We start from the raw sequence: 23,184 nt of genomic DNA on the forward strand, positions 1-23,184 counted from the left end.
CCGAACCCCCGCGACCCTCTCGCGCCCCGTGTCCTGGTTCCTGCTCGCCTTCGGAGTGTGGAGCTGGTTCATCTGGATCACCTTTCATAGGAAACTAACCTGTGCTGATCACCGACAACCGAAAGCGCAGGTCAGACCGCGTGTACGAAGATGTGATGACAGGGGCGTTGGTTGCTCCGGGCATACCCACTCATGGGCTTGATGTTGTCCGCGTAGGCATCTATGCCCGGCAATCGTCAGCTCGTCCTGACGCGTCGGAAGCATCACCCGAGGCGCAGATAGCGGCAGGCGAAGCCCTTGCAGTGGCACGTACCAAGAGTGGCGGAGTCCCCTGGACGGTTACACACAGGCTCAAGGACGTTGGTCGGTCCGGATGGGACCCCAAGGTCGTCCGCCCCGGTTTTGACGACCTGATGGCCGCCGTCCGTGCCGGTGAGCTTGACGTGGTCATAGTCAACGAGCTGTCACGGCTCACCCGTCAAGGCGCACATGACGCCCTTGAAATCGACAAGGAATTCAAGAAGTACGGCGTTCGCTTCGTTTCCGTCCTCGAACCGTTCCTTGACACCAACAGCGCTATCGGTGTCGCAATCTTCGCGCTTATTGCGGCTCTCGCTAAGCAGGATTCCGACATCAAGGCTGCAAGGCTGAAGGGCGCAAAGAACGAGATTCAGGCCGTCGGCGGACGGCACTCCAGCTCTCCCCCCTTCGGAATGCGCGCCGTCCGGGAGAAGATCGGCAATCTCGTTGTCTCAATACTTGAGCCCGACGAGGATAATCCGGACCACGTTGCCGCTGTAGAGCGAATGATTGAGCTGTCTTTCGACGGAAAGGCGGACACCAAGATAGCCAAAATCCTTGCGGAGGAGAAAAGGCCGATCCCTGGCAACGCGAAAAGCCGGGCGACACCGAAGCGCATGGAGGCAATCAAGAAGCGTCGTCTAACCGGCAAGGACGGCCCGATCGTGTGGAGAGATCAAACCGTCCGCTGGATTTTGAATCACCCGGCGATTGGCGGATTCGCGACTGAGCGTGTAAAGCGCGGCAAGTCATACGTCAATGTCGTTGCGCGAGACGAGACCGGGGCGCCCCTTACGCCGCACCGAGGAATTATCAGCGGAGATAAATGGCTGGAGCTTCAGGAGAAGCGCAAGTCACGCGCAAAGGCCCATAGGCAGCCCGGCGGAGAGGCTAGCCCTACTCTCCTGAGCGGGTGGCGCTTCTCGACCTGCGGGCGGTGTACCGGATCGATGGGGCAGAGCCATAACAATGGCGGGCAGGACTATTACATGTGCTCCAACCCCAAGGGCCACGGCGGACTTGCCATCAAGCGCAAGGACGCCGACGGATACGTTGCCGGGCGGGTGTGGGCGCGGCTCATCAACGCCGACATGGGTAACGAAGAGGACCGCAATTGGATGGCGGCAGCCGCTTTGCGATTCGCCCGCCAAAAGGACTTGGCCGGAGTCGAGAAAGAGCGCCGCGAAACTCAGGCGCACCTCGACCATGTGCGCGAGTCCATCCGGGAACTTCAAGCGGACCGAAAGGCCGGGGTCTACCGAGGCGCCCAGGAGCTTGCCGTCTGGCGCGCAACTATGGAGCAGTACCACGCGTATGAAGACCGGTGCAACGCGCGTATTGCGGAACTGGACGAAAAGACAGCGACATCGGTGCGTATCCCGCCGGAGTGGCTGACCATGGGCGACGACCCCATTGGGGATAACTCCCTGTGGGCGGCGTGGGACGTCTACAAGCGCCGCGAGTTCCTGAGCTTCTTCCTTGACGGGGTGTCAGTCGGGCGCGGGCGTGACGACGACAACCGGTTCATTCCGGTAGAGCAGCGAATCACGTTCGAGTGGTGCAAGCTCCCCGACGATGACGAAGAGGCCGACGAAACGGCGGAACCTGCACTGACGGCTGTCTAGGCGTCCCGGCGGGTCGGTACCCCGCCGGGACTGCCCACAGCATCCCAGAAGGCCGGAGACGGCCACACAGAGCCCCCGTGAGCCCCAAGTGGCCTGCGGGGGCTCTCTCGTGCCCGCAGACGGCCGGGATGGCGGCCCCTACGCTGGCCCTATGGAACGTGACTACACCATCAAGGACACAGCTTTCACGCGCTGGTTGCTCGATCAGGCCCGGTCGGCCGGATGGGACGTGGACGACGACCAGGAGACGCGGAAGACCATCCGACTCACGGCGGCGCTGATCCGTACGAGCGGCGTGGCCGTGGTGGATGCGCCCCGGCTCGCGGCGGCGCTCGGGGTGACCGTCGAGGAGATTCAAGAGGCAGTGCGGCCGGAGCTGACGGCGAACGAAGCGGCGGCGCGACTGTTCGACCAGCCGGGCATGGGGGAGCTGGACGCCCGCCTTGATGCGGTCGCGTGGCCGGACGGCCCCGGCAAGAAATCGTCCTGACGCGCACTCCTCGTGCCCCTACGCTGGTCATCGTGTAGGCCGGATACAAACCCTCCGGGGTGAGCGCGGGCCCTTCGGCAGTCGCGAATGCCAGGGCTCTCATCCTCAAGTGCCGGTCTCGCACCCCCGCTCGGGACGCCGGGCGGGGGCTTCTTTTTGAGCATTGAACGAGACGATACGTCTTGTCTCGCATGGACGCCGGGAGCGCTGCCGGTCGGCGGGCGGAGTGCGGTGGAACGGTGGTTCTTGGCGTTTTCTGGAATGCCATAAGAAACCTATAGAGAAAACCAGAATGACCCTCGAATCACCGTTTCACCGCACTATGGCGGGCGTCACCCGGCAGGATGCGGAAAGCACCGGAAACGGCACCGCTCCAGGTAACCCTCACGCTCTAGTAAGGGTAGAGAGCGGGGCGATTACCGCGCACCCTCACAATGCGGCGCATAGCCACGGATACGGCGGACTGAGTCCGCCCCGCTCTTCAGGCCCGCCTAGCCCAACTGGCAAGGAGGCGCCGCCCTTAAGAAGGCGGACAGTCCCGGTTCGAATCCGGGGGCGGGCACCATGCAACCGGCCGCACGGGTCGGTGATTCAAAGGAGTGTGCATGCCCACCTGGACTCCCCGGCTGACGAACGTCAAGGGCGCCGACGGCACCGCCGGTTCCGGCGCGTTCAGCAAGAGCGGCGACGTGGTCACCTTCACCGCCGACATTGTCGCCAAGCGTGAGACCGTTTCCGCCGATACGGGCGGCTTCGGCCTCACCCTGCCGGTTCCGGCTAAGCCCGGCGCCCGCTACGTGTTCGCACTGAGCCTCGACGGCCGGGACGCTGACCATGGCGTCTGGGCGGGCCAGGCGCAGATTTACGCGGGCTCGGACGGCGCGCAGATTGACCGTCTGCGCGTTGTCGGCATTGAGAACGGCTCTGCCCTGCGGAACGTTACAGCGTTCTATGGCGGCGACGGCGCGACCAAGGGCGAGATTCTGACTGTGACCGGTTCCTACGTCGCCGCCTAACGGACTGACCACCGCATCACGTGATGCGGTGCCCCTCCGGGGACGAGTGATGGGGGTTCCATGCGTGCGCGGTGTCTTGACTGTCGGGAGTGGGCGACCCTCAAGGGGCGCTGCCCCGCCCACCATAAGGCGTATGAGGGCACCCCTTCACGCCGTTCGCGCCGCAAGCGCCGTGAGGCTCTAGCTCATGGCCGTAACGCGGCAGTGCTCATGCGGAAGGCGGCACGCAGGGCGGGATATGTGCGGTGCGCTAAGTGCCGCCTATCCTTCCTCGCCTCCGCCGTCGACGTCGACCATATAACGCCCCTGTCTCTAGGGGGTGAGGACGTGCCGGAGAATACGCAGTTCCTTTGCCGTCCGTGCCACAAGATGAAGACCCGGGCCGACTTTGGAGCAGGGGTACCCCCGTTCTAGCCCCGGGCAGCCGGGGGTGTGTGGGGGCATGGGGGCTAGTGGCAGGTGGGCGGGCAGTACCCGCCGTGACAGGCTGCCCGCCGACTGGCCGATGCGTCGCGCGCACGTCTTGCAGCGTGACCGCTGGCTCTGTCAGTGGGTGCGCGTGGATACCGGCACGCTGTGCGGACTCCTCGCCACCGACGTTGACCACATCGAGCCGGGCGACAACCACGACGCTGGCAACCTTCAGGCTCTTTGCCGCTTCCATCACGCGAAGAAGAGCGCGACAGAAGGCGCGAACGCTGCGAACGCCAAGCGTGAAAGACGCGAACGAAAGCGTGAAAGTCAAGGTTCAGCGCGAACTCAAATGCTGAAATCTCTTCGCGATTCACGCGACGTCACAAACGACGCTGACAACGGTCCGTGAAATCTGATCACGCAGGGTGGGGGGTGACCCCCCTGCGGCTCCGACCCGAGCCGGGGGCCAATAGCGCGCCCGTCCGTGTACGGGTCTGAGGGTTTTTCTGATGCCTCCCCTCGCGGGCGGCGGGGCGGGGGTGCCTGTGCTTTTTGGTAGTGCTGACGGACTGTTGTCCGCCGGGTCCGGGGCCATTCCCGGAATCCATCCGTTCTCTGTCCTGCGCAGCGACCTCGGGCCGTGGACGCAGCGCCGTCGGGTGTGGGAAGACCTCGGCCTGAACAGCCGCGCAGGGCGCGAGCATGTGACGACGTGGGAGACCGACGGGAAGTTCGGCGCGCGCATGGGCGCCCTGAGTGGCGGACTCTCCACCTTTGACCCGGTCCTGGCTGAGGCTTGTTACACCTGGTACTGCCCGGAAGGCGGCAAGGTTCTCGACCCCTTCGCGGGCGGCTCCGTTCGCGGCCTGGTCGCCGGAAACGGCGGCTACCGGTACACGGGCATTGACCTGTCGCCGGTCCAGGTGGACGCGAACGAGGAGACGGCGGCGGACTGGCGGGCACGTGGCCTGCTCGCCGCTGATCCGGAATGGCTTGTTGGCGACTCCGGCGAGATCCTGCCGACCCTTCCTGGTGGCGGCTTTGACTACGTGTTCACGTGCCCGCCGTACCACAACCTTGAGCGCTACAGCGACCATCCGGCAGACCTCTCCGCTATGCGGTGGTCTGCGTTTGAGGACGCGTACCGGCACGTTATCGCCGAGTCGGTGCGCTGCCTCGCCGACGACGCGTTCTGTACGTGGGTAGTTGGCGAAGTGCGGGACACAAAGGGCCTGATGCGCGGGCTCGTTCCTCTGACGATCGCCGCCCATGAGGACGCGGGCGCACGGTTTTACAACGACGGCATCCTGTTGAACGTCATCGGCACCACCGCTATGCGGCTGGGCAATCAGTGGCGCCCCTCGCGGAAGGTCGGCCGTCATCATCAGTACGTGCTGACGTTCGTCAAGGGAGACCCGAAGCGGGCAACGGCGAAACTCCCCGTCCCTGCTAGGTATTAGCGCGAAGGGGGAGGCATGGCAGGCTTCGGGCCTCCCCCTAAAGAGAACCGGCGCCGCCGGAATGCCGACACCTTCGGCGTTGGCCCCGGCGAGACCACCGCATCACGTGATGCGGTGCCCGCCCCGCCCCTGCCCACCCCTAAGCGCTGGCTCAAGGCCACGCGTGAATGGTGGCAGACGTGGGCGGAAGGCGGGCAGGCGGCGCACTTCGCGCCTACGGACTGGCAACGCCTGCTCGCCCTGCTGCCCCTCGTGGACAGCTACCACCGCCTTACCGTCCCGGCGCACGCCGAGGACACGCGCAAGGTGCGCGCCGCGCTGGAGGTCATGAAGGAAATCAGGCAGAACGAAAGCCTGTTGGGCGCCACGCACGTTGACCGCCTGCGGGGCCGTATGGCCAACACGGCCAGCCCCGGGGCGCCTTCCGCTGAACCTGCCGCCGTCCTCGACCTGAGCGCCTACAAGGGCATGTTCGCCGAAGGGGGGTAGTCATGCAGACCGGCAATCTCCCCGACGGGTGGCCTAAGCGCACTCTCGGCTGGTCGATTTGGGCTTGGGCAATCAAGTACATCCGGCAGCCTGACGGCCCCCGTGCCGGGGAACCCTTTGTGTGGACGCGGGAGCAACTCCGCTTCCTGCTTTGGTTCTACGCCCTGGATGACTCCAACCGCTTCATCTACCGCATGGGAGTGCTGCGGAGGTCGAAAGGCTGGGGAAAAGCCCCCTGCTCGGCGCGTTCGCGCTCATCGAATTCGTCGGCCCGTGCGTGGTCGACGAGGACGGGCCGGGCATCCTTGACCCCTTCGGGGACTGGCACCCGTCGGGGAGGCGGCGCAATGCCGCGTGGGTGCAGATGGCGGCTGTCTCGTACCAACAGGTGATGAACACGCTTGACCCGGTGCGCGGCATGCTGGCCGAGGGCCCGTGCGTTGCCGACTACGGCATTGACCCGGGCAAGACTCTCATCCAATTCGTGCACGGTATCGGGAAGATCGAGCCGGTTACGGCGTCGTCCGCGTCGTTGGAGGGCTCCCGGCCGAACATGGTCGTGGGGGACGAGATCCATCATTGGCGGTACAGCCAGGGTGGGGAGAAGATGGCCCAGGTCATCAAGCGGAACCTTGCCAAGGTCGGCGGCCGTGCCATCTTCACGACTAACGCCCATGACCCGTCCGAAGAGACGGTAGGGCGTGCGGAGTACGAGGCACACCTAACCCGGAAGGCAGACGGGGGCGTTGATGACGTCCTGTACGACTGTGTAGAGGCCCCGCCGGAGGCATGGGACCCTGCGGACCCCGGGCGCGTGAAAGACGGCCTCAGAGCTGCTTACGGCGATTCCACGTGGGTGGACCTTGACCGGCTGCTGGCCGAGATCTACGACCCCACTGCGGATGCGCAGGAAAAACGGCGCTTCTACATGAACCAGGTCGTTGCGTCCGCCGATGCGTGGTTGGAACCGCTGGACGTGGACACCGCCGCTGTGAACGCCCCGCCGTCGGATGATGGGGCACTGATAACGCTTGGTTTCGACGGAAGCCGGGGACACGACGCAACGGCCCTCATGGCCTGTGACGTGGGCACCGGCCATTCGTGGCCCCTGGGTATCTGGCAGAAGCCCGACGGCCCCGAGGGGCGCGGGTGGGAAGTCGACCGCGCGGCCGTGGACGAGGCCGTCAGAACCGCCTTTGAGCGGTGGGACGTTGTGGCCTTCTATGCGGACCTGGCCTTTTTCGAGGGCTACGTCGACCGGTGGGCCGAGGACTACCGGGAGAGCCTGTTCATCAAGGCTTCGCCGGGCCATTCGGTCGCCTTCGACATGCGGCGCAGAACGAAGGACTTCACGCTTGCCGCCGAGTCGACAGAGGCTGCTTTCGGGGACCGGACGATCACGGTTGCCGATGACACACGCCTGTTGACTCACCTCAAGAACGCGCGTCGGAGGCCGAACGCCTTCGGCGTGGGATTCGGCAAGGAGTCGCGCGAGTCGGAACGGAAGGTCGACGCCGCCGCCGCCCTCGTGCTTGCGCGCGAGGCACGCCGGAAGGCGATCGAAGCGGGTGTCCTGGAGAAGCGCGCCAAGGGTGACGCGACCGTGTACGGATTCTGAGTTGGGCGCCTAGTCACGCATGGGGGACCACCGCATCACGTGATGCGGTGGTCTGCGCGCGGGCGCTGCGGGGGGATATATGGATACGCGTGAACTGCTCGGCATAGGTCTGGCGCAGCGCAAGCGGGAGATGCCGGAACTTGTCCGCGTCGACCAGTACATGCGCGGGGTTCAGGACGCGCCTTACCTGCCGAAGAAGGCTGAGGCGGAGTTTCGGCGGCTGGTGGCTCGGTCCGTCGAAAACTGGCTCCCGCTGATCGTGGCCGTGATTGCCCAGAACCTTCGGGTGGAGGGGTATCGGAGTACCGACAATCCGGAGGACCTTGAGCCGTGGCGGTACTGGTCGGCCAACCAGCTCGACAGCCGACAAAACGCGGTGCACCGCTCGGCGCTCGTGTTCGGGCGCGGGTACGTGGCCGTGACGCCGGGGGACGCGGGCCCGGCTATCCGGCCGGTCTCCCCCCTGTCGGTGACCGGGGTTGCCGAGGACCCTGACGCCGAATGGCTTGACGGCGCGGTGCGCTTCCTGGGGCGAACCCGGCGCGACGGCAAGACCTTTGAGCGCTGGCAGGTCTGGGATGATCACGCCATTACGGAAGCGCTGACGCCGGAAGGCGAGCACGAGCGCGCCGATAAGTGGATTGTGGGCGCCCGGGAGCCGCACGGGCTTTCCCGCTGTCCGGTCGTGGCGTTCCGCAACCGGTGGGCGGATGCGCCGGACACGCTTCCGCACGAACTCGGCGAGGTGGCGCCGCTGATACCGATTCAGGACCGGCTGAATGAGACGATCCTGAACACGAAAATCGCTGAATCCTACTCGGCGTTCCGGCAGCGCTGGGCGTCCGGCATCAGCATTCCGCGCGACCCGGAAACGGGTCAGCCGGTCGAGACTTTCCGCGCTGCTGTTGACCGTCTGTGGATGGTCGAGAACAAGGACGTTCGCTTCGGCGAGTTCCAACAGACCGACTTGGGCGGGTACTTGGCCTCGCGGGAGGCGGCCGTCAAGGCCATGTCCGCTATCGCGCAGGTGCCGCCGCATTACCTTCTCGGCGGCATGGTCAATATCAGCGCGGATGCTCTGACAGCCGCCATGTCCGGCCTTTCGAACCGTGTGGGCGAGCGCCAGACGATGTACGGCGAATCGTGGGAGCAGGTGCTACGGCTCGCCGCCGAGGCTGACGGCCAGGAGACGGCGGCCGGTGACCTGTCCGCCCGCATCATCTGGCATGACGCGGAGGCCCGGTCCCTGTCCGCGACCGTTGACGCCCTGGGCAAGCTCGCGCAGACGCTCGGCGTTCCGGCCGAGGCCCTGTGGGAGCGGGTGCCGGGCGTGACCGCCTTCGACGTCGAGGCGTGGCGCAAGGTGCGTGCGCAGAGCCAAACCGCCGACCTGGCGGCGCAGTTGCTCACCGGCCAGCACACGTCCGACGCGACCCTGATGGAGGCAAGCGCCGTTGGCAGTGAGTGAGCTAGGGGAACGGCTGACGGCCGCCCACCAGAGAGCGCAACGAGCCCTTACGGGCCGTGCGTTGAAGGAGCTGTCCATGGCGTGGGCGGCTGTTGATCCGGCCGACGAGGCGTCGTGGCTGCGATACATTGCGCAGGCCGAAGAGCTGTGCCAGACGGCGCGCACGAAGTCGGCCGACACGGCGTTCCGCTACCTGGAACGCTTCCGTGACGCCGAGTTGAAAGCCCTCGGCGTCACGGCCGAGCCCCTGGCCGTCGGCGCCCCGGGCCTCTCCGTGCCGGGCGAACTCGAAGGCGCCCTATCGTCCTACGGCCCCGGCTACGTGAACCGCCTGGTGGCCAACGGCGTTCCCCTCGAAGAGGCCAAACGCCTCGCCATGTCCGGGCAGATAGGAGACGCAACCGGCTACGTCCTCCGGTCCGGCCGGAAGGTCGTGGCCGACGGAATCAACCGTGACCGGCGCTGCATCGGCTGGCGCCGCGTCTGCTCCGGCGCCGCATGCAGCTTCTGCGCGATGCTCGCCAGCAGGGGAGCAATCTACAAAACGGAGGCGACGGCGCGCGGCAGCCGGGGCGCGAGCCTGTCGGTACACGGCAAGGGCACCGCCAAAGGGGGCGAAGTGCACCGCGCGTGCCAATGCCACATGGAGCCGGTCTATTCACACCGGTCACGCCCCACGCCCCAGGAACGGCACTACGACGCCGTATGGCGCGAAGCGGGCGGCGACCCCATCCAGTTCCGGCGGCTCATCGAGGGGCGCGCCTAACACCTGCCCGTGCGAGCAGGCAACCACCCCGATCCAGAGGGATATGTGATGAACGACGAGACGCAGAACGAGACGGCACCCGAGGTGCAGGAGACCACCGCATCACGTGATGCGGTGCCTCAGGACCCCACGGGGGATGACGGCGCGAACGCCGAACTTGAGCGCCTGCGCGCCCAGTTGGCCGAATATGCGCCTATCGTGCAGGCGCATCAGGAGGCCGAAGAGGCGCGCAAGACAGATGAGCAGAAGCTCAGGGATGAGCTGGAGTCGATCCAGCGGGAGCGTGATGAGGCCCGGCGCGGCCTGCTGCTACGAGAAGTCGCCGACGAGACCGGCCTGCCCGCCGACGTGGTCGCCCTGGTCCAGGGGGCCACGCGGGATGAGCTCCTGTCTGCCGCATCCGTGATCGCGGAGCGCGCCAAGCCTGCCGTTGCGGCGCCGAAGCGGCCGTCCCCCACGGTCGGCGCCGGTACCGACGCGCCGCCTGCCGATTCCGACGATATCGACCCGATCAAGCTCGCTCGGGCCATTGCTAAGCGCGCCCGCTTCTAAGGGCGTTGAGAGAGGTGCGCATGTCTACCAACGTTTTCATCAAGGCCGACAAGCTGGCAGCCGCAACCCTGGGCCTGCTCCAGCGGCAGGCGGTTCTAGCGGGACTCGTCGCGCGGGATTCCGGCGCCGACTTCACGGGCGCCGAGGGCGATGTGGTCAACATCAAGCGGCCGTCCCGCCTGACCGGCGCGGAGCAGGATCTACGGGCCGACAACTCCGGCGGCATCGAGTCCGAGAAGCTGAATGAGTGGAAGATCCCTGTCCGACTCGACCGACACATCTACTCTGCGGTTGACCTGACGGACGCCGAACTCACCCTCGATGTCACGGACTTCGGCGCGCAGGTACTTTCCCCGCAGGCGAACATCGTCATTGAGCGCGTGGAAAAGAAGCTCGCCGCCGCGCTGGCCACCGCACCGGCTATCGGCACCGTGGACGTGGACAAGGGCACGGGGGATGAGATCACGCCCGGCAGTGTCCGCCGGATGATCGCCAGGGCGCGAACTGCGCTGAACAAGCAGGACGTTCCGGCCGTCGGCCGGGTCCTGGTCGTGGGCGCCGACATTGACCAGGCGCTCCAGATGGATGACCGGCTTGCCCGCGTCGACACGTCCGGTACGGACAGCCTCCTGCGCGAGGCCACGGTGGGCCGACTGTCCGGCTTCACGATCATTACCACGAACTATGTGCCCGCCGACATGGCCATTGCACTCCATCCGTCCGCGTACATCCTGGTGAACCGGGCGCCGGTCGTGCCGAGTTCGGCACAGGGCTCGTCGTCCTCCTTCGAGGGCCTGTCCGTCCGCGTCATGCGGGACTATAACTCCCGCACGGCCAGCGACCGTTCTTTCCTCAGCACGTACGTTGGTATTGGTGAGGTCCTGGACGCGCCGGAGGGCACGCCGAAGGGCCAGGAGGCGACGGCCGCGAAGCAGATGCGCGCCGTGTCGTTCAAGCTCAAGCCGGTGACCCCGCCGAAGCCCGTCGAGAGCAAGTAACGCATGGGTGAGTCTCTGGTAACCCTCGCGGACTTCGAGGCTCGTCTACCCGAAGCGCTGACGGCCGAAGAGCGGCGCCGCTGCGAGCTGTTGCTACAGGACGCGTCAGACCTCGTGCGTGAGGAGGTGGCCCCGGTCGCCATGCCGGAGCCGCCTCCGTTCACGGTCCGCCAGCTCGTCATGGACCTCGCCGCACGGGTCCTGAACAACCCCCGGGGGATCACGACCGAGAACATCGGCGATTACTCGTACAGCCTCGCGCGCAGCGCCATCAACGGCATGGCGCTCATGTCGTCGGAACGGGAGGCGCTGTACCGGTGTCTAGGGCTGTCCTACGCGGCGTCCGTGCCGATGCGGTCGGGCCCCACGGGCGGGACCGTGCGCCGGGCCACGCCGACCGGATGGGCGGACGGCGAACGGATCACGTGGGGGTGGTGACATGCGCGCCGAGCTACTGCCCGATGCGGTGACCATCGTCCGCCCCGGGCGCTCTGTGGACCGCTACGGCAACGAGACGGCCGATTGGTCCAGGACGATGCGAACGGCCGTCTACGGGCGCCTGGTGGCCCGTGCCGTGGGTCGTCTGGGCAACGGCGAGGTTCACACGGCCGTGCGCGTGGCCATTGAGCAGGACTGGGCGCTGATCCTCCCCGCCGGAACGGACATCGGGGCGCGTGACCAGGTCGAGACGGAACACGGCCTGTTCACGGTCGAGGGCAAGCCGCTCTTGCGGCGCACGCTCCGGCGGGCCCACCACATCACGGCAACACTCAAGGCGGTGACCGATGGCACGGCCGGTCAAGGTCGTCATTGACGAGGCGGCAATCCGGCAGCTCGCGCAGGGCGACGGCACACGGGGCCTCCTGACGGACGCCGCACACGCGGCCCTGAGCGTCGCACGTGCGGGCGCCCCGGCGGAGGGCGGTTTCCGTAACTCCTTCTCCATCAAGGAAGGCGTGAGGGGCCGGGGTTCCGGCTCCTACGTCTGGGTGCGCGTGTGGAACAGCAGCCCGATAGCGAACCTCATTGAGTTCGGCGCCCCGAAGCGACGGGGACCGCGAAAGCGCATGCGGGTCCTCGGCCGTGCCCTGGACGCCGCCGTCGGCAAGCTGATCGGGGGGTGACGTGGCACCGGTCTTCCCGGACGCGGAGGCACTGACACTCGGCTTCCTCCGCGCGCAGCTGCCCGCCGGAACGCAGTACGGCACGTACGTGCCCGGCTCGTACGACGGCGCCCGGCCCCTCGTCATCGTCCGCCGTATCGGCGGACACATGCGCTGGCCCGCTCTGGACATTGCCACGGTCGACGTGGAGACCTGGGCGGCCTCGCGGGAGACGGCGCACGACGTGGCCCAGGAGGTGACGGCCGCCCTCATGGCCACGCGCATCACTGGCGGGCCGTTCGCGCGCGTCAACGTCATTGCGGGGCTCACGTTCATGGCGGACGACCTTACGGAGCTGAGCCGTTGGGTCATGACCTTTCAGATATCGATTCGACCCAGGGGGGCCGACCATGGCGCGTGACGCCGACGGGTTCAACACTGATCTAGTCCGGGTTCCGGTAACCGGGACCATCTTTATGGCGGACGAGGGGACAAGCATTCCGGCCGCTGGCACCAAGCCCGAGCCCAAGCAGTGGAAGCCGCTCGGCACGTTCAATGACGACGGCGTCGAACACGGCTTCAAAGAGGACACCCAAGAGGTGAAGTCCTGGCAGCGTGGCGTAGTCCGCGTGATTGTTACCGGCCGTGTTCTGACTCTCAAGCTCTCCGCGCTGGAGTCGTCGCCCACTGTCCTAGGAACTTTCTACGGGGCCGCGCCCACCGTCGACAAGCTCGCAAAGTCCGTGACTTTTCACATCAAGCCGAATGTGGCACGCCCGAAGGCGTCTTTCCTCTTTGAGTGGAAGGACGGCGACGAGAAGACGTGGCGCATGCACATTCCGACCGGCCAGGTTTCGGAAGTCGAGAGCCCCAAGTTTTCGGGCGGTGACGCCGTCGTGTGGGGCATGACCCTTCAGGCGCTCGGCGGTGGCGAGGCCCTGGCCGAGTGGCAGATCACTGACCCGGCGTTCTACGCCGAGGCGGCACCGGACACCGGCAAGCAGGACTAGCGGGCCCCGCCCCGAGATCACCCCACGTGACCAGGCTGCCCGAGCCGGCATGGGCTGGCTCGGGCTGGCCGGGTAAAAACGGACATCTATCCGCCCCGCGGGATACACGCTGGGTGACAGGAGCACAGAACAGCATGAGCAAGCCCAACAAGTCCCGCTACCGCCTCGCCGAGCTGCGCCAGGCGCACGCAGAGAAGAACGGCGGCGACACCATCACCTTTGAGTTCATGGGCGAGGACTACGCCATTGCCGCCCCCGGATTCTGGGACGACGCCGTCAAGGTCGCGCTGAAGGAGGGCAACGACATTGACGCCGCCCGCGCGCTCATGGGTGAGCGGTACGCCGATTTCACGGCGCGGGGCGGGCGCGCCGATGACGTGATGCTCGTGGTCGGCGCCTACGCGGATGACCAGGGCGTGACGCCGGGGGAATAGCAGCGCTCGCGGAGTTCGCGGACGAGCACGCGGCCGATCTGGAATCGGACCTCCTTCGGTTCTGGGGACTTGACCTCGTAACCGATCTGGGAACCCCCCGGCTGACCTGGCGGCGCCTGGGGGTTCTCATCGAGCGCATGCCGGAAGACGCGGCACTCACCCGCTCACTCGTCGGCACCGATGCGGCGCTGTGGACTCCGGAGCGCCATCTACTCGCGGGCGTAGTCGACAGCCTGGGCGTGGTCGCCTATCTGCTCGGCGGAACCATCGTCACCCTCGGAGGTGCGAAAGAGAATCCCGTCCCGCAGCCGAAACCCATTCAACGCCCCGGCGTCGCCACAGAGAAACCGGCGACGGAGAACCGGGGCTTTCTGTCGCTCGCACGCAAGATGGGTCAGCCCGTGAAGCTGACATGACGCAGTACCGGGGGGCGTTATGGCAGGCACGGCGAATGCGATGCGCGCGGGGGCCGCCTATATCGAGCTACAGGCGCGCGCCGACCGGCTGTTGAGCGATGTGCAGCGCCATGCGCGCGAGGCCGGTATGGCGGCCGGTACGACGCTGACGACGACCATGAGCCAGCGCATGCAGTCGGCCGGGTCGAAGATGCAGGCGGCGGGCAGCACCATGAGCCGCAACCTGACCTTGCCGCTCGCCGGAGTGGGCGTGGCCGTCATCAAAATGGGCGCTGACTTTCAGTACCAGATGGCCCGGGTCAAGAACATCAGCCAGGCCACCGGCGGCGACTTCGAGGCCATGAGGGCCAAGGCCAAGGAACTCGGCGCTACGACGCAGTACAGCGCCACTCAGGCGGCACAGGGCATGGAATACCTGGCTATGGCCGGGTTCAAGCCCAAGGAGATTCTTGAGGCCATGCCCGCCGTCCTGAACGGCGCCGCCGCCGCGAACATGGACCTAGGCCGGACCGCCGACATCGTCTCGAACATCATGACCGGCTATCAGATGAAGGCCAGCGAGGCGAGCACGGCAACCGACATCCTGACCAAGGCCGCACAGTCGGCAAACGTCGACGTCGACATGTTGGGCGAGAGCTTCAAATACGGCGGAAGCATGGCCAAGGCATCGGGCCTTTCCGTTACCGAAGCGGCCTCGGCCTTCGCCCTCCTCGGTAACGCCGGTCTCCAGGGGAGCATGGGCGGTACCGCCGTCGGCGCCATGCTCCGCGCCATTCAGAAGCCTTCACGGAAAGCGGCCAATCTCCAGAAGGAATTGGGCCTGAGCTTCATGGACGCCAAGGGCAACATGCTGCCCTTCGTGCAAGTCCTGGAAATGCTGCAAAACAAGACCCTCACGGCCGCGCAGGCGAACGTCTTGTTCGGTACCGAGGGCGCCCGCGCGTACTCGGCGCTGAAGGACCAGGGCGTTGACGCGTTCAAGAAGCTGGACCAGTCCCTACGGGATTCCAAGGGCACCACCGACCGGTTCGCCGAGGACATGGGCAAGACCGCCCAGGCGGGCATGTGGGGCTTCACATCCGCCCTTGAGGGCCTGGCAATCGCCATCTCCGAAAGCGGCGTCCTGGACGCCTTCACGCTGATCCTCGGCAAGGTCACGCTGTTCGTCCGCAAGCTGACGGAGACCAACCCTGAAGTCTTCAAGTGGGGTTTCGCGATCGGCGTTCTCGCCGCCGCAATCGGCCCCGCCGTCAAGGTGGTTGGGCTCCTCTTCGGCTGGATGGGCAAAGTCGGCCCCGCCATCAAGACAGTGACCACGTTCATGCGGGGCCTGAACCTCGCCTTCCTCACGTCCCCGGTCGGGCTCGTCGTGGCCGCCCTGGCCCTGCTCGCCGTCGGCCTCTACCTCGCGTACCAGAAGTGCGCGCCCTTCCGCGAGGCCGTGGACCGGCTCTGGGAAGCACTCAAGAGCGGGTTCCAGACCCTCATGACGGCGCTACAGCCCGTCTTTGACGCCCTCATGCGTCTCTTCGGCCAGATCGTCTCATCGGCCTCTCAGATGTGGACGATGGTTCAGCCGTATCTGTCTCAACTCGGCGCGTTCTTCGCCTCGGTGCTGGACGGAATCATGACGGTCGTGTCCGGCTTCGTTGAGCTGGTACAGGCCGTCTGGAGCCGCTGGGGCGACAACATCCTGGGCATGGTGCGCGGCATCTGGCAGATGATCAGTAGCGAGATCATCGGCGTCCTCGGCATCATCCAGGGCGTTATCCAGGTGGTGACCGGCCTCATCTCCGGTGACTGGCAACAGGTTTGGGACGGCATCAAGCAAATCGTCTCGTCCGCCTGGGACATGATCAAGGGCGTCATATCCGGCGCCCTTGAGTACCTGTCCAACCTCATGGCCATTGCCTGGGACGGCATCTCATCCGTAACTAGCGCCGCCTGGAACGGGATTGTGGACTTCGTCCGCAGCATCCCCGGCCGCATCGTCTCGTTCTTCCTTAACTGGACGCTCGTCGGACTGGTCATCTCCCATTGGGACAGCATCAAGAGCGGCACAGTCCGCGTCGCCTCATCCATGCTCGACTGGGTAAGTGGCCTGCCGGGGCGAATAGTTGGGTACTTCGGCAACTTCGGCGACATGCTGTACGGCAAGGGCATGGACCTGATCCGGGGCCTGTGGCGCGGCATTCAGTCCATGGGGTCATGGCTCCGATCCACGCTCATGAGCTGGGCGGCCGACATGATCCCGGGGCCGATCGCCAAGGCCCTCGGCATCCGCTCGCCGTCCCGCCTCATGCGCGACCGCATCGGCCGCTTCATCCCGGCCGGTGTGGTCGAGGGCGTGAAGCTCGGCGCGTCCGCCATTGAGAAGGTCATGCGGACACTCGTCCCCGCGCCCGCCATGCCGGGCATGCCGGAGTTCGCCGCAGACTGGGCGGCGCCGGTAGTCGACGCCGCGAACCGCACCGGGGGGCCGGTGCTCACGGCGCCCGCTGTGCGCCCACTGGACTCCCGTACGCCGGACTCCCCGGCCCCGTGGGGTGCTGGCGCACGGGGAGGCGCCGGAATCACGGTCTACGCGCAGACAAGCGCGGACCCGCATGCAATCGGGCGCGAGGTCGCCTGGGCCGTACGCACGGCCGGACGGTAAGCACCCGCCCGCAGACCACCGCATCACGTGATGCGGTGCCCCCTGCGCGCGGTGCCTGAAACAGCACAGGGGGAAGCGTGGCAAGACTTCAGCGCTGGACGTGCGAATACAACGGGCTCGCCATCGGCGGCGCCGGGTCGGGGGTGCAGCTCAGTGAGGTCGACGGGCTGCTGTCCCTGCCGGACGTACGCACCGGGGACCTGGAACTAGTCCAGCGTCACGGACTATGGCCCGGGGACGACTACATGGGCGGACGTACGGTCACACTGACCCTGCCTGTCTACGGCGAGACGCCCCGGGACTTCTCAAGGGTGCTGACGGCCATTCAGGCCGCTTTCGCGGCCGGGGAGGAGGAGAAGCCTTTCCGGTTCCTCTTCCCCGGCCTGGCAGGCGACAAGGCCGCCTACGTCAAGGCGCGCCCGCGTAAGCGGTCCGGCCCACTGGGGGCCGACTTCGCCGCCGGGGTCTGCACCATCGTCGTTGAGCTGTTCGCCACCGACCCGCACATCTACGGCGACGCCGGGCGAACGGTCAAGGCTGTCAGCGGGATTGCGCCGGGCGCGTCCCCCGTGGTCCGCCTCACGCAAGAGGGCTCCGTGCCCGCACGGCCAACCGTCAAGATCTCGGGCGCCGTGACACCCCGCCTCGAAAATCTCACCACCGGGGAATTCCTCGCCGTCAACTACACCGGCGCATTCACGGTGGACAGCATGCGGGAAAAGGTCATCGCGTCCGGCGGGGCGGATATCACCGGGCTCGTTGACCCGGCGTCGGCGTGGCCGGAATACCGGCACGGCGCCCACTCCATCCGGCTCATCAACGGCGACACATCCAAGAAGGCAACCGCCGAACTCTCCTGGGTGGACACGTGGATATAGAAACGGGGGCGTCATGTGGGCGCGGTATGAGGTAGTGAGTTTCCATCTCAAGACGCAGGAAATCTACGACGCACTTCCCGTGACGGCAATCGCTTACACCGACACCCTGAACGCGTCGGGAACCATGTCGTGCACCGTGCCGCTATCGGCGCCCGCCGCGACGCCGGACAAGCTCTATCCCGGCGGAACCGGCCTCGCCGTACTGCGGGACGGGGAACCGATATGGGGCGGCATTCTGTGGACGCTGAACGCCGACCTGGAGGCGGGCACGCTGACCCTGAACGCGTCCGGCTTCCACTCGCACCTAAAAGGAAAGCATTTCGTCGCGGGCGAGACCGCCCGGGACGTGGACCAAAACGCCATGGTCCGCAACTGGGTCAGCCGGTCGAACGCCAACAGCGGCATTGCAACCGACGTAAGCCGGATCAAGGACTCAGGCCGTAAACGTACCCGGGTATGGACCCGGTACGAATGCAAGAACCTCGGCGACGCCATCGAAGAACTCGCCGAAGTGATCGATGGCTTCAATTTCCGGTACGCGCCCTATTGGATTGAGCGGCGCAAGCGCATGGGAAACCGTCTCCTGATATCGCCCCGCAGTGGGACGCCTGGCACGGGCCTTCTTGAGCACCGGATCAATTGCAACGTGACGTCTGTGAGCTACGACAGTACGGCGCTGGCCACAAACGCGTACGCCATCGGCGCCGACAACGGGGCGGGCGAAAAGCTGATGGGCTCGGCACGGAATGCCGAACTTGGCGAGCGCATTCCGGCGCGGGACAGCGTCACCACGTACACGGACATCAAGGAGACGGAAACGCTCCTGTCCAAAGCGCAGGCCGCAATCGACGCGGGGCGCGAGCCCGTGGCCATTCCCACACTCACCCTGTACCCCGGCATGAGCCCTGCCGGGTTCACCGTGGGGGACGCGGTGACCGTGCGCGTTGATTCCGGCTATGTCGCCGTCCTTGATGACTTCATCATCACGGAACGCAAAGTCGATATCGAAACGACCGGACGGGAAGGCGTGTCCCTTTCTCTAGCGAATAGGAAGCTGTTCACCAATGGCGATTCATGACAGTGCCCTCCCCCCGAGCCTCGTTCAGGAAATCGCCGGTCTGCAACGACGGCTGACAGCCCTTGAGCGCAAGCCCGAGACCATGACGAAATTCGACCGGTACCCCGTTATTGACGGCGGCGCGCTATCTCGTGAACCCGTGGAGGGCAATCTATGGACGACATGCAGCATCGCCAATGTGACCGGCATGGTATTCGACCGGGTGGAGTGCAAGTTCATCACTGACTGGCTACTCAAAGGCAGGCGTGAGGCAGAAGTGCGCCTAGCCGCTTTCCGTCACAGCGGCAACAACAGCCGCGAAATCGTGTCCGCGTCCAGAGTGCTGGAACTCAATGGCCTTAAAGACCGGACGGTTGCCAGCGTCGTCATGCGCTGGGTGCACGGAATTCCCTTCGGGTGGGACTACGGCGACGACACCACCGTGTATACCATCGAGCTACAGCACCGGTACAAGAAGGGCCCCGAGAAAATCAAGGGCCAGACCGTCTATGCGATAGCGGCCCCGGAGGGCACGAGCATGGACGGCATTCTGAATTGGGGCTACAAAGACGACTGGTGGATTTCGACGTACCGCGCGGGAAGCCCGTGGGAACCCGACTTCGTGACCGTGCCCTCATGGGATCAGGGAACCTACAGTATTTCGCCCATGTTCTACTGCGTCGGCCTGCCGAAGGAACGCATTCCCGATGCCACCTCCAAGGGGTCGGCGTGGGTCAAGTGGAGCGATTCCAAGTGGACTCGTGACCCCAGCATTTCCGAACCGTATTTCAACATCTAAGGGCCGACATGGATTACACCCGCCTGTTCGGGGCGGCTGAGACGGCCGTGCCGATCCTCGTATTCCTGGCCTACTCGCTCCAGCGCTGGAAGACGGGCATGCGTGAAGCGTGGCGCGAGGAGGCCGACGAGCAGCGCGCCCGCGCGGACCGCTTCGCCGAGGACGTCAACGAACAGCGTGCCCGCGCGGACCGCCTCGCCGAGGACGTCAAGAGCCTGCTGGTGGAAGTCACCAAGCTCCGCGCCGAAAACGCAGAACTCCGCGCGCAGGTCGCCGAATTGCTGAACCGCTAACCACATCCGACGGACCACCGCATCACGTGATGCGGTGGTTTTTCATGCCTGGGAGACCCCATGCCTTCTGACGACACTTTCCCCCTCCCATCCGCCATCCCCACCGTGCGCGTGCACGGCCGCTACGTAGGCCCGGACGGACACCCGCTCGGCGGGCGCGTCACCTTCGCCGCGCCCGCGCTGCTCACCTTCCCGGACGCCGACCTCTTCATTGCCGGGCCGCTCGTCGCCGAACTGGACGAGACCGGCCGCTTTGAAATCCGTCTCCCCGCGACCGATGCCCCCGGCATGAGCCCGAAGGACTGGTCTTACACGGTCAAGGAAGACCTGGAAGGCATCCAGCGCAACCGCGCCTATGCCGCCATCTTCCCGAAGTCGGTGCCCGAGGTGGACCTCGCCGACGTCGCCCCGTCCGACCCACTCACCCCCAACTATGTGCCGGTCATCGGCCCCAGAGGGCCCCAGGGCGCCACAGGGGGCACCGGCCCCGCAGGCCCCCAGGGGGCGACGGGCGCCACGGGAACTACCGGGGCCACCGGGCCGCAGGGGAAGACGGGCCCGGCAGGGGAGCGCGGACCTGCGGGCCCCACGGGCGACCCGGGACCACAGGGACCCAAGGGTGACCCCGGTGCCGGTTCCGTGAGCACGGTCAACGGCAGCCCCGGGCCGGACATCACCCTGCGCGCCTCAGACGTCGGCGCCATCCCGTCAGCCAGCCGGGGCGCCGCCAACGGCGTTGCGTCGCTGGACAGTACGGGCAAGGTGCCGCCGGGCCAGCTCCCCACCGTGAGCGGCGCTGGCGTCCGCAACACCTGGACCCCTCAGGCCCTCGGCCTCGAAGCGTGGACCTGTGACCCGTACGCGGTGACGAACCCTGCGCTGAAGGCGGCAAAGCCGAAGCGCGTCTACCTCGGCGGCATCTGCATCAGCGAGCCGACAACGGTCAATTCGGTGGTCATGTTCGCCCGTGGCTGGGCAGGCTCCTCCGCTGTCCCCGGCGCCCGCTTCGCCGTCGGCATCTACGACGAGAGCGGCAAGCGGCTCACGGAAAGCGGCCTCGTGTCCAGCGTGCCCGAGGCGGGCATCGGCTCCCCGCCGGGGTCCCGGAACAACCACATCGGCGCCGTTCCGATCAAGCTCAAGGACGCCGTCACGCTCCCGCCCGGTCGCTACTGGGCGTCGTTCTGGATGAACGGGGGAACGACGGACTTCTATTACATGCACGTGGCGAACGAAAGCCCGTCCGCACCCGCCAACTTCTACCTCGGGGCACCCTTCCCCCGGGCATGGGCGGTCGACGGCTACAACGGCATGCCGCCCTCCCTCGACCCGGCGGCCGGTGAAGTCGGCATCGACCCGGCAGTCATGGCGCTCGCCAACGTCTAGCGGCAACCGCCCCGCTCATCACCCACCACCGCATCACGTGATGCGGTGCCCTCGATCAAAGGAGAATCCCGAATGGCCTGGTACCCCAACGCCAAGAAGATGGAACTTCAGCCCGAGTCCGACGCGCAGCCCGCCATCCGGCCGACACAGGTCATCTTCCACAGTATTGCCGCCCCGTGGACCCCTGAGCGCACTTACGAATACTGGCGTGACAGCACGAATTTGGAGTCCCATTTCGGTGTGGGTTTCGACGGCCGGATTGCCCAGTACATCGGCACCGAGACGCGCGCGGACAGCAACATGCACGCCAACCGCCGGTCCGACGGGAGCGGCGCCGTGAGCGTCGAGACGGCCAGCAACATGGACGCTACGGACGAGTGGACGCCGGAGCAGGTGAACACGCTCATCAAGCTCGGCGTGTGGATGCATGAGCGCCACGGCGTCCCGCTCCGCATCTGCCGATGGGCGAGTGACCCGGGCTTTGGTGTGCACCGGATGTTCTCCGACTGGAGCGATGGCGGCACCGAATGCCCGGGGGACGCGCGGGCCGCGCAGTTCCGCAACGAGGTCTTCCCCGGCATCGTCAAGGCTGCGGGCGGCAAGGCCCCCGACCCTGCCCCCACCGGCTATCAGCCGTTTCCGGGGGAGGGCTTTTTCAAGGACGAGCCGGACTCTCCGATCATCACGGCCATGGGCCGTCGTCTGGTCGCCGAGGGATGTGGCGCCTACGAGTACGGCCCGGGTGACCAGTGGACAGACGCAGACCGCGAGTCCTTCCGGCTGTGGCAGAAGAAGCTCGGCGACGCGCCCCAGTACCGCGACGGCTGGCCGGGCCCCCGCCAGTGGGCGGCGCTCAAGGTCCCCCGCGTCTCGTAACCCTCTGTACAAACCGCGGGAAGCGGCATGTCCGTTTTCACCCGAGCCAGCCCGAGCCGGCTCGGGCTCATAGATCACCAAGCGTAATGAAAGGGAGCAAGGTAAATGGAGCTCATCAAGGAGCATGCAACCCGGCTGTATGCCGTCCTGGTGGCCGTCCTCGCCCTGGTCGCCCACTACGTGCCGACGCTGCCGACCGCGCTGATTCTCGGCGTAGCTGCGGCCGTCCTAGGCACCGGTGAGGCGGTGCAGCGCGTTGAGAACGGCAAGACGCTCGCCGCGCTTGAGGGCACCGGGCGGCACCGAATAACCGCGTAACCCCCGCGCTCCCGTGGTTGGGGACAGCCCCTAGCCACAGGAGACACCCCCATGGGACACCCGCACCTTGCCCTGATAGGCCGGAAGCGATCCGGCAAGGACACCGTTGCCGCGCGGCTTACGGCGCGCTATTTCTACACGCGCGTCGCGTTCGCCGACCCGCTTAAGGACATGGCCCTACAGGTCGACCCCGTCATCACCTACGAGCCCGCCGGATACGGCCCGCTCCCTGTCCGCCTGAGTGACGTGGTGCGGCGCCTCGGCTGGGAGGACGCCAAGGACGCGTTCCCGGAGGTCCGGCGCACGCTTCAACGCATGGGGGAGGGCGTCCGCCAGCACAGCCCCGACTACTGGCTCGACGTAGCCCTGTCCAAGGTCGACGTGGCCGACACGTGGCGCCTGCCCGTAGTGGTGACCGACTGCCGCTATCCCAATGAGGCGGTGGCACTGAAAGCGCGCGGCTTCATGCTGGTCCGCATCGTCCGGCCGGACGCCGCCGACCCGTCCCCCCAGCATGAGAGCGAGACGGCGCTAGACGCGTTCCCGGCCGACGTGGCCATTGCCAACGTCGGCACCCTCGCAGACCTCAACGCCCAGGCGGACGCGCTGATTTGATACCGGCGCACCTCTGGCGACCAAGCCCTCTACCTGCCATCCGGCGGGTAGGGGGCTTCTTTGCGTTCCACCACCGCATCACGTGATGCGGTGCCCCTTGCAGCTCGTTCCGAGCCTGTGCCAAGCTCGGGTCCGCAAGGCGCCGCA

The 23,184-nt window shown here is 66.4% G+C and carries 28 protein-coding genes and 1 tRNA gene; all 29 read left to right on the forward strand.

Annotated elements, in window-relative coordinates; all coding sequences use genetic code 11:
- The first annotated feature begins 101 nt into the window (after window positions 1-101).
- The 29 genes from ACIHFE_RS17965 (at window position 102) to ACIHFE_RS18105 (ending at window position 23,037) form a co-directional block, all read left to right on the forward strand.
- Window positions 102-1,925 (forward strand): recombinase family protein, encoded by a 1,824-nt coding sequence (locus ACIHFE_RS17965; RefSeq protein WP_400107561.1) that lies wholly within the window; start codon window positions 102-104, stop codon window positions 1,923-1,925.
- A 151-nt stretch (window positions 1,926-2,076) separates the two neighbouring features.
- Window positions 2,077-2,415: a hypothetical protein gene (locus ACIHFE_RS17970; RefSeq protein ID WP_400107563.1), complete on the forward strand. Its 339-nt coding sequence runs from the start codon at window positions 2,077-2,079 to the stop codon at window positions 2,413-2,415.
- A gap of 485 nt (window positions 2,416-2,900) precedes the next feature.
- A tRNA-Leu gene (locus ACIHFE_RS17975) sits at window positions 2,901-2,980 on the forward strand.
- A 40-nt stretch (window positions 2,981-3,020) separates the two neighbouring features.
- Entirely contained in the window at window positions 3,021-3,431 is a 411-nt protein-coding gene (locus ACIHFE_RS17980; protein WP_400107565.1) for a hypothetical protein, read from the forward strand.
- A 210-nt stretch (window positions 3,432-3,641) separates the two neighbouring features.
- Complete coding sequence (locus ACIHFE_RS17985; RefSeq protein ID WP_400107567.1) at window positions 3,642-3,845, forward strand: HNH endonuclease; 204 nt, start codon at window positions 3,642-3,644, stop codon at window positions 3,843-3,845.
- 145 nt (window positions 3,846-3,990) lie between these two features.
- On the forward strand, window positions 3,991-4,254 hold the full coding sequence (locus tag ACIHFE_RS17990; protein WP_400107569.1) for an HNH endonuclease signature motif containing protein: 264 nt from the start codon (window positions 3,991-3,993) through the stop codon (window positions 4,252-4,254).
- A gap of 100 nt (window positions 4,255-4,354) precedes the next feature.
- The gene (locus ACIHFE_RS17995) at window positions 4,355-5,305 is read left to right on the forward strand and encodes a class I SAM-dependent methyltransferase (RefSeq protein WP_400107571.1); all 951 of its coding nucleotides are present in this window, start codon (window positions 4,355-4,357) and stop codon (window positions 5,303-5,305) included.
- 15 nt (window positions 5,306-5,320) lie between these two features.
- Complete coding sequence (locus ACIHFE_RS18000) at window positions 5,321-5,794, forward strand: hypothetical protein (RefSeq protein ID WP_400107573.1); 474 nt, start codon at window positions 5,321-5,323, stop codon at window positions 5,792-5,794.
- A gap of 277 nt (window positions 5,795-6,071) precedes the next feature.
- Window positions 6,072-7,412, forward strand: coding sequence for a terminase (locus ACIHFE_RS18005; protein WP_400107575.1), 1,341 nt, complete (start codon window positions 6,072-6,074; stop codon window positions 7,410-7,412).
- Between the two features lie 79 nt (window positions 7,413-7,491).
- Window positions 7,492-8,880 (forward strand): phage portal protein, encoded by a 1,389-nt coding sequence (locus tag ACIHFE_RS18010; RefSeq protein WP_400107577.1) that lies wholly within the window; start codon window positions 7,492-7,494, stop codon window positions 8,878-8,880.
- A gap of 76 nt (window positions 8,881-8,956) precedes the next feature.
- A complete protein-coding gene (locus ACIHFE_RS18015; protein ID WP_400107579.1) occupies window positions 8,957-9,646 on the forward strand; it encodes a hypothetical protein in 690 nt (229 codons plus the stop codon).
- A 48-nt stretch (window positions 9,647-9,694) separates the two neighbouring features.
- The gene (locus ACIHFE_RS18020; protein WP_400107581.1) at window positions 9,695-10,198 is read left to right on the forward strand and encodes a hypothetical protein; all 504 of its coding nucleotides are present in this window, start codon (window positions 9,695-9,697) and stop codon (window positions 10,196-10,198) included.
- 20 nt (window positions 10,199-10,218) lie between these two features.
- A complete protein-coding gene (locus ACIHFE_RS18025) occupies window positions 10,219-11,196 on the forward strand; it encodes a P22 phage major capsid protein family protein (RefSeq protein WP_400107583.1) in 978 nt (325 codons plus the stop codon).
- A 3-nt stretch (window positions 11,197-11,199) separates the two neighbouring features.
- On the forward strand, window positions 11,200-11,634 hold the full coding sequence (locus tag ACIHFE_RS18030) for a hypothetical protein (RefSeq protein ID WP_400107585.1): 435 nt from the start codon (window positions 11,200-11,202) through the stop codon (window positions 11,632-11,634).
- A gap of 1 nt (window position 11,635) precedes the next feature.
- A complete protein-coding gene (locus ACIHFE_RS18035; protein ID WP_400107587.1) occupies window positions 11,636-12,010 on the forward strand; it encodes a hypothetical protein in 375 nt (124 codons plus the stop codon).
- A complete protein-coding gene (locus tag ACIHFE_RS18040; RefSeq protein WP_400107589.1) occupies window positions 11,982-12,320 on the forward strand; it encodes a hypothetical protein in 339 nt (112 codons plus the stop codon). The genes ACIHFE_RS18035 and ACIHFE_RS18040 overlap by 29 nt, the downstream gene beginning before the upstream one ends.
- A gap of 1 nt (window position 12,321) precedes the next feature.
- Window positions 12,322-12,720 (forward strand): hypothetical protein, encoded by a 399-nt coding sequence (locus ACIHFE_RS18045; protein ID WP_400107590.1) that lies wholly within the window; start codon window positions 12,322-12,324, stop codon window positions 12,718-12,720.
- Window positions 12,710-13,309 (forward strand): hypothetical protein, encoded by a 600-nt coding sequence (locus tag ACIHFE_RS18050; protein ID WP_400107592.1) that lies wholly within the window; start codon window positions 12,710-12,712, stop codon window positions 13,307-13,309. Before ACIHFE_RS18045 ends, ACIHFE_RS18050 begins: the two co-directional genes overlap by 11 nt.
- Window positions 13,310-13,443: 134 nt before the next feature.
- The gene (locus ACIHFE_RS18055) at window positions 13,444-13,743 is read left to right on the forward strand and encodes a hypothetical protein (protein WP_392758498.1); all 300 of its coding nucleotides are present in this window, start codon (window positions 13,444-13,446) and stop codon (window positions 13,741-13,743) included.
- A gap of 137 nt (window positions 13,744-13,880) precedes the next feature.
- The gene (locus tag ACIHFE_RS18060; protein WP_400107594.1) at window positions 13,881-14,159 is read left to right on the forward strand and encodes a hypothetical protein; all 279 of its coding nucleotides are present in this window, start codon (window positions 13,881-13,883) and stop codon (window positions 14,157-14,159) included.
- 19 nt (window positions 14,160-14,178) lie between these two features.
- On the forward strand, window positions 14,179-16,815 hold the full coding sequence (locus ACIHFE_RS18065; RefSeq protein WP_400107596.1) for a phage tail tape measure protein: 2,637 nt from the start codon (window positions 14,179-14,181) through the stop codon (window positions 16,813-16,815).
- Window positions 16,816-16,958: 143 nt separating this feature from the next.
- Window positions 16,959-17,693, forward strand: a complete 735-nt coding sequence (locus ACIHFE_RS18070; RefSeq protein WP_400107597.1) for a hypothetical protein — start codon at window positions 16,959-16,961, stop codon at window positions 17,691-17,693.
- Between the two features lie 34 nt (window positions 17,694-17,727).
- Window positions 17,728-18,771, forward strand: a complete 1,044-nt coding sequence (locus ACIHFE_RS18075) for a hypothetical protein (RefSeq protein WP_400107599.1) — start codon at window positions 17,728-17,730, stop codon at window positions 18,769-18,771.
- The gene (locus ACIHFE_RS18080) at window positions 18,758-19,549 is read left to right on the forward strand and encodes a hypothetical protein (RefSeq protein ID WP_400107601.1); all 792 of its coding nucleotides are present in this window, start codon (window positions 18,758-18,760) and stop codon (window positions 19,547-19,549) included. The genes ACIHFE_RS18075 and ACIHFE_RS18080 overlap by 14 nt, the downstream gene beginning before the upstream one ends.
- 8 nt (window positions 19,550-19,557) lie before the next feature.
- Window positions 19,558-19,842 carry a hypothetical protein gene (locus ACIHFE_RS18085; protein ID WP_400107603.1) on the forward strand — a complete coding sequence of 95 codons (285 nt, stop codon included), beginning with the start codon at window positions 19,558-19,560 and terminating at the stop codon, window positions 19,840-19,842.
- Between the two features lie 60 nt (window positions 19,843-19,902).
- Entirely contained in the window at window positions 19,903-21,228 is a 1,326-nt protein-coding gene (locus ACIHFE_RS18090) for a hypothetical protein (RefSeq protein WP_400107605.1), read from the forward strand.
- A 72-nt stretch (window positions 21,229-21,300) separates the two neighbouring features.
- Window positions 21,301-22,104 carry a peptidoglycan-binding protein gene (locus ACIHFE_RS18095; RefSeq protein ID WP_400107607.1) on the forward strand — a complete coding sequence of 268 codons (804 nt, stop codon included), beginning with the start codon at window positions 21,301-21,303 and terminating at the stop codon, window positions 22,102-22,104.
- 105 nt (window positions 22,105-22,209) lie between these two features.
- Window positions 22,210-22,422 (forward strand): hypothetical protein, encoded by a 213-nt coding sequence (locus tag ACIHFE_RS18100; protein ID WP_400107609.1) that lies wholly within the window; start codon window positions 22,210-22,212, stop codon window positions 22,420-22,422.
- Between the two features lie 51 nt (window positions 22,423-22,473).
- The gene (locus ACIHFE_RS18105) at window positions 22,474-23,037 is read left to right on the forward strand and encodes a hypothetical protein (protein WP_400107611.1); all 564 of its coding nucleotides are present in this window, start codon (window positions 22,474-22,476) and stop codon (window positions 23,035-23,037) included.
- Window positions 23,038-23,184: the final 147 nt, after the last annotated feature.

The organism is Streptomyces sp. NPDC052396, assembly GCF_044593195.1.
Classification (GTDB): domain Bacteria; phylum Actinomycetota; class Actinomycetes; order Streptomycetales; family Streptomycetaceae; genus Streptomyces.

Excerpts from the sequence above, each read along its gene's own strand:
- ACIHFE_RS18055 (WP_392758498.1), top strand. The coding sequence starts at position 13,444 with ATGAGCAAGCCCAACAAGTCCCGCTACCGCCTCGCCGAGCTGCGCCAG.
- ACIHFE_RS18020 (WP_400107581.1), top strand. The coding sequence starts at position 9,695 with ATGAACGACGAGACGCAGAACGAGACGGCACCCGAGGTGCAGGAGACC.
- ACIHFE_RS18100 (WP_400107609.1), top strand. The coding sequence starts at position 22,210 with ATGGAGCTCATCAAGGAGCATGCAACCCGGCTGTATGCCGTCCTGGTG.
- ACIHFE_RS18095 (WP_400107607.1), top strand. The coding sequence starts at position 21,301 with ATGGCCTGGTACCCCAACGCCAAGAAGATGGAACTTCAGCCCGAGTCC.
- ACIHFE_RS17995 (WP_400107571.1), top strand. The coding sequence starts at position 4,355 with ATGCCTCCCCTCGCGGGCGGCGGGGCGGGGGTGCCTGTGCTTTTTGGT.
- ACIHFE_RS18060 (WP_400107594.1), top strand. The coding sequence starts at position 13,881 with ATGCCGGAAGACGCGGCACTCACCCGCTCACTCGTCGGCACCGATGCG.
- ACIHFE_RS18105 (WP_400107611.1), top strand. The coding sequence starts at position 22,474 with ATGGGACACCCGCACCTTGCCCTGATAGGCCGGAAGCGATCCGGCAAG.
- ACIHFE_RS18000 (WP_400107573.1), top strand. The coding sequence starts at position 5,321 with ATGGCAGGCTTCGGGCCTCCCCCTAAAGAGAACCGGCGCCGCCGGAAT.
- ACIHFE_RS18065 (WP_400107596.1), top strand. The coding sequence starts at position 14,179 with ATGGCAGGCACGGCGAATGCGATGCGCGCGGGGGCCGCCTATATCGAG.
- ACIHFE_RS18050 (WP_400107592.1), top strand. The coding sequence starts at position 12,710 with ATGGCGCGTGACGCCGACGGGTTCAACACTGATCTAGTCCGGGTTCCG.
- ACIHFE_RS18040 (WP_400107589.1), top strand. The coding sequence starts at position 11,982 with ATGGCACGGCCGGTCAAGGTCGTCATTGACGAGGCGGCAATCCGGCAG.
- ACIHFE_RS18010 (WP_400107577.1), top strand. The coding sequence starts at position 7,492 with ATGGATACGCGTGAACTGCTCGGCATAGGTCTGGCGCAGCGCAAGCGG.
- ACIHFE_RS18030 (WP_400107585.1), top strand. The coding sequence starts at position 11,200 with ATGGGTGAGTCTCTGGTAACCCTCGCGGACTTCGAGGCTCGTCTACCC.
- ACIHFE_RS17970 (WP_400107563.1), top strand. The coding sequence starts at position 2,077 with ATGGAACGTGACTACACCATCAAGGACACAGCTTTCACGCGCTGGTTG.
- ACIHFE_RS17985 (WP_400107567.1), top strand. The coding sequence starts at position 3,642 with ATGCGGAAGGCGGCACGCAGGGCGGGATATGTGCGGTGCGCTAAGTGC.
- ACIHFE_RS18035 (WP_400107587.1), top strand. The coding sequence starts at position 11,636 with ATGCGCGCCGAGCTACTGCCCGATGCGGTGACCATCGTCCGCCCCGGG.
- ACIHFE_RS18090 (WP_400107605.1), top strand. The coding sequence starts at position 19,903 with ATGCCTTCTGACGACACTTTCCCCCTCCCATCCGCCATCCCCACCGTG.
- ACIHFE_RS18085 (WP_400107603.1), top strand. The coding sequence starts at position 19,558 with ATGGATTACACCCGCCTGTTCGGGGCGGCTGAGACGGCCGTGCCGATC.
- ACIHFE_RS18080 (WP_400107601.1), top strand. The coding sequence starts at position 18,758 with ATGGCGATTCATGACAGTGCCCTCCCCCCGAGCCTCGTTCAGGAAATC.
- ACIHFE_RS18025 (WP_400107583.1), top strand. The coding sequence starts at position 10,219 with ATGTCTACCAACGTTTTCATCAAGGCCGACAAGCTGGCAGCCGCAACC.
- ACIHFE_RS18015 (WP_400107579.1), top strand. The coding sequence starts at position 8,957 with ATGGCGTGGGCGGCTGTTGATCCGGCCGACGAGGCGTCGTGGCTGCGA.
- ACIHFE_RS17980 (WP_400107565.1), top strand. The coding sequence starts at position 3,021 with ATGCCCACCTGGACTCCCCGGCTGACGAACGTCAAGGGCGCCGACGGC.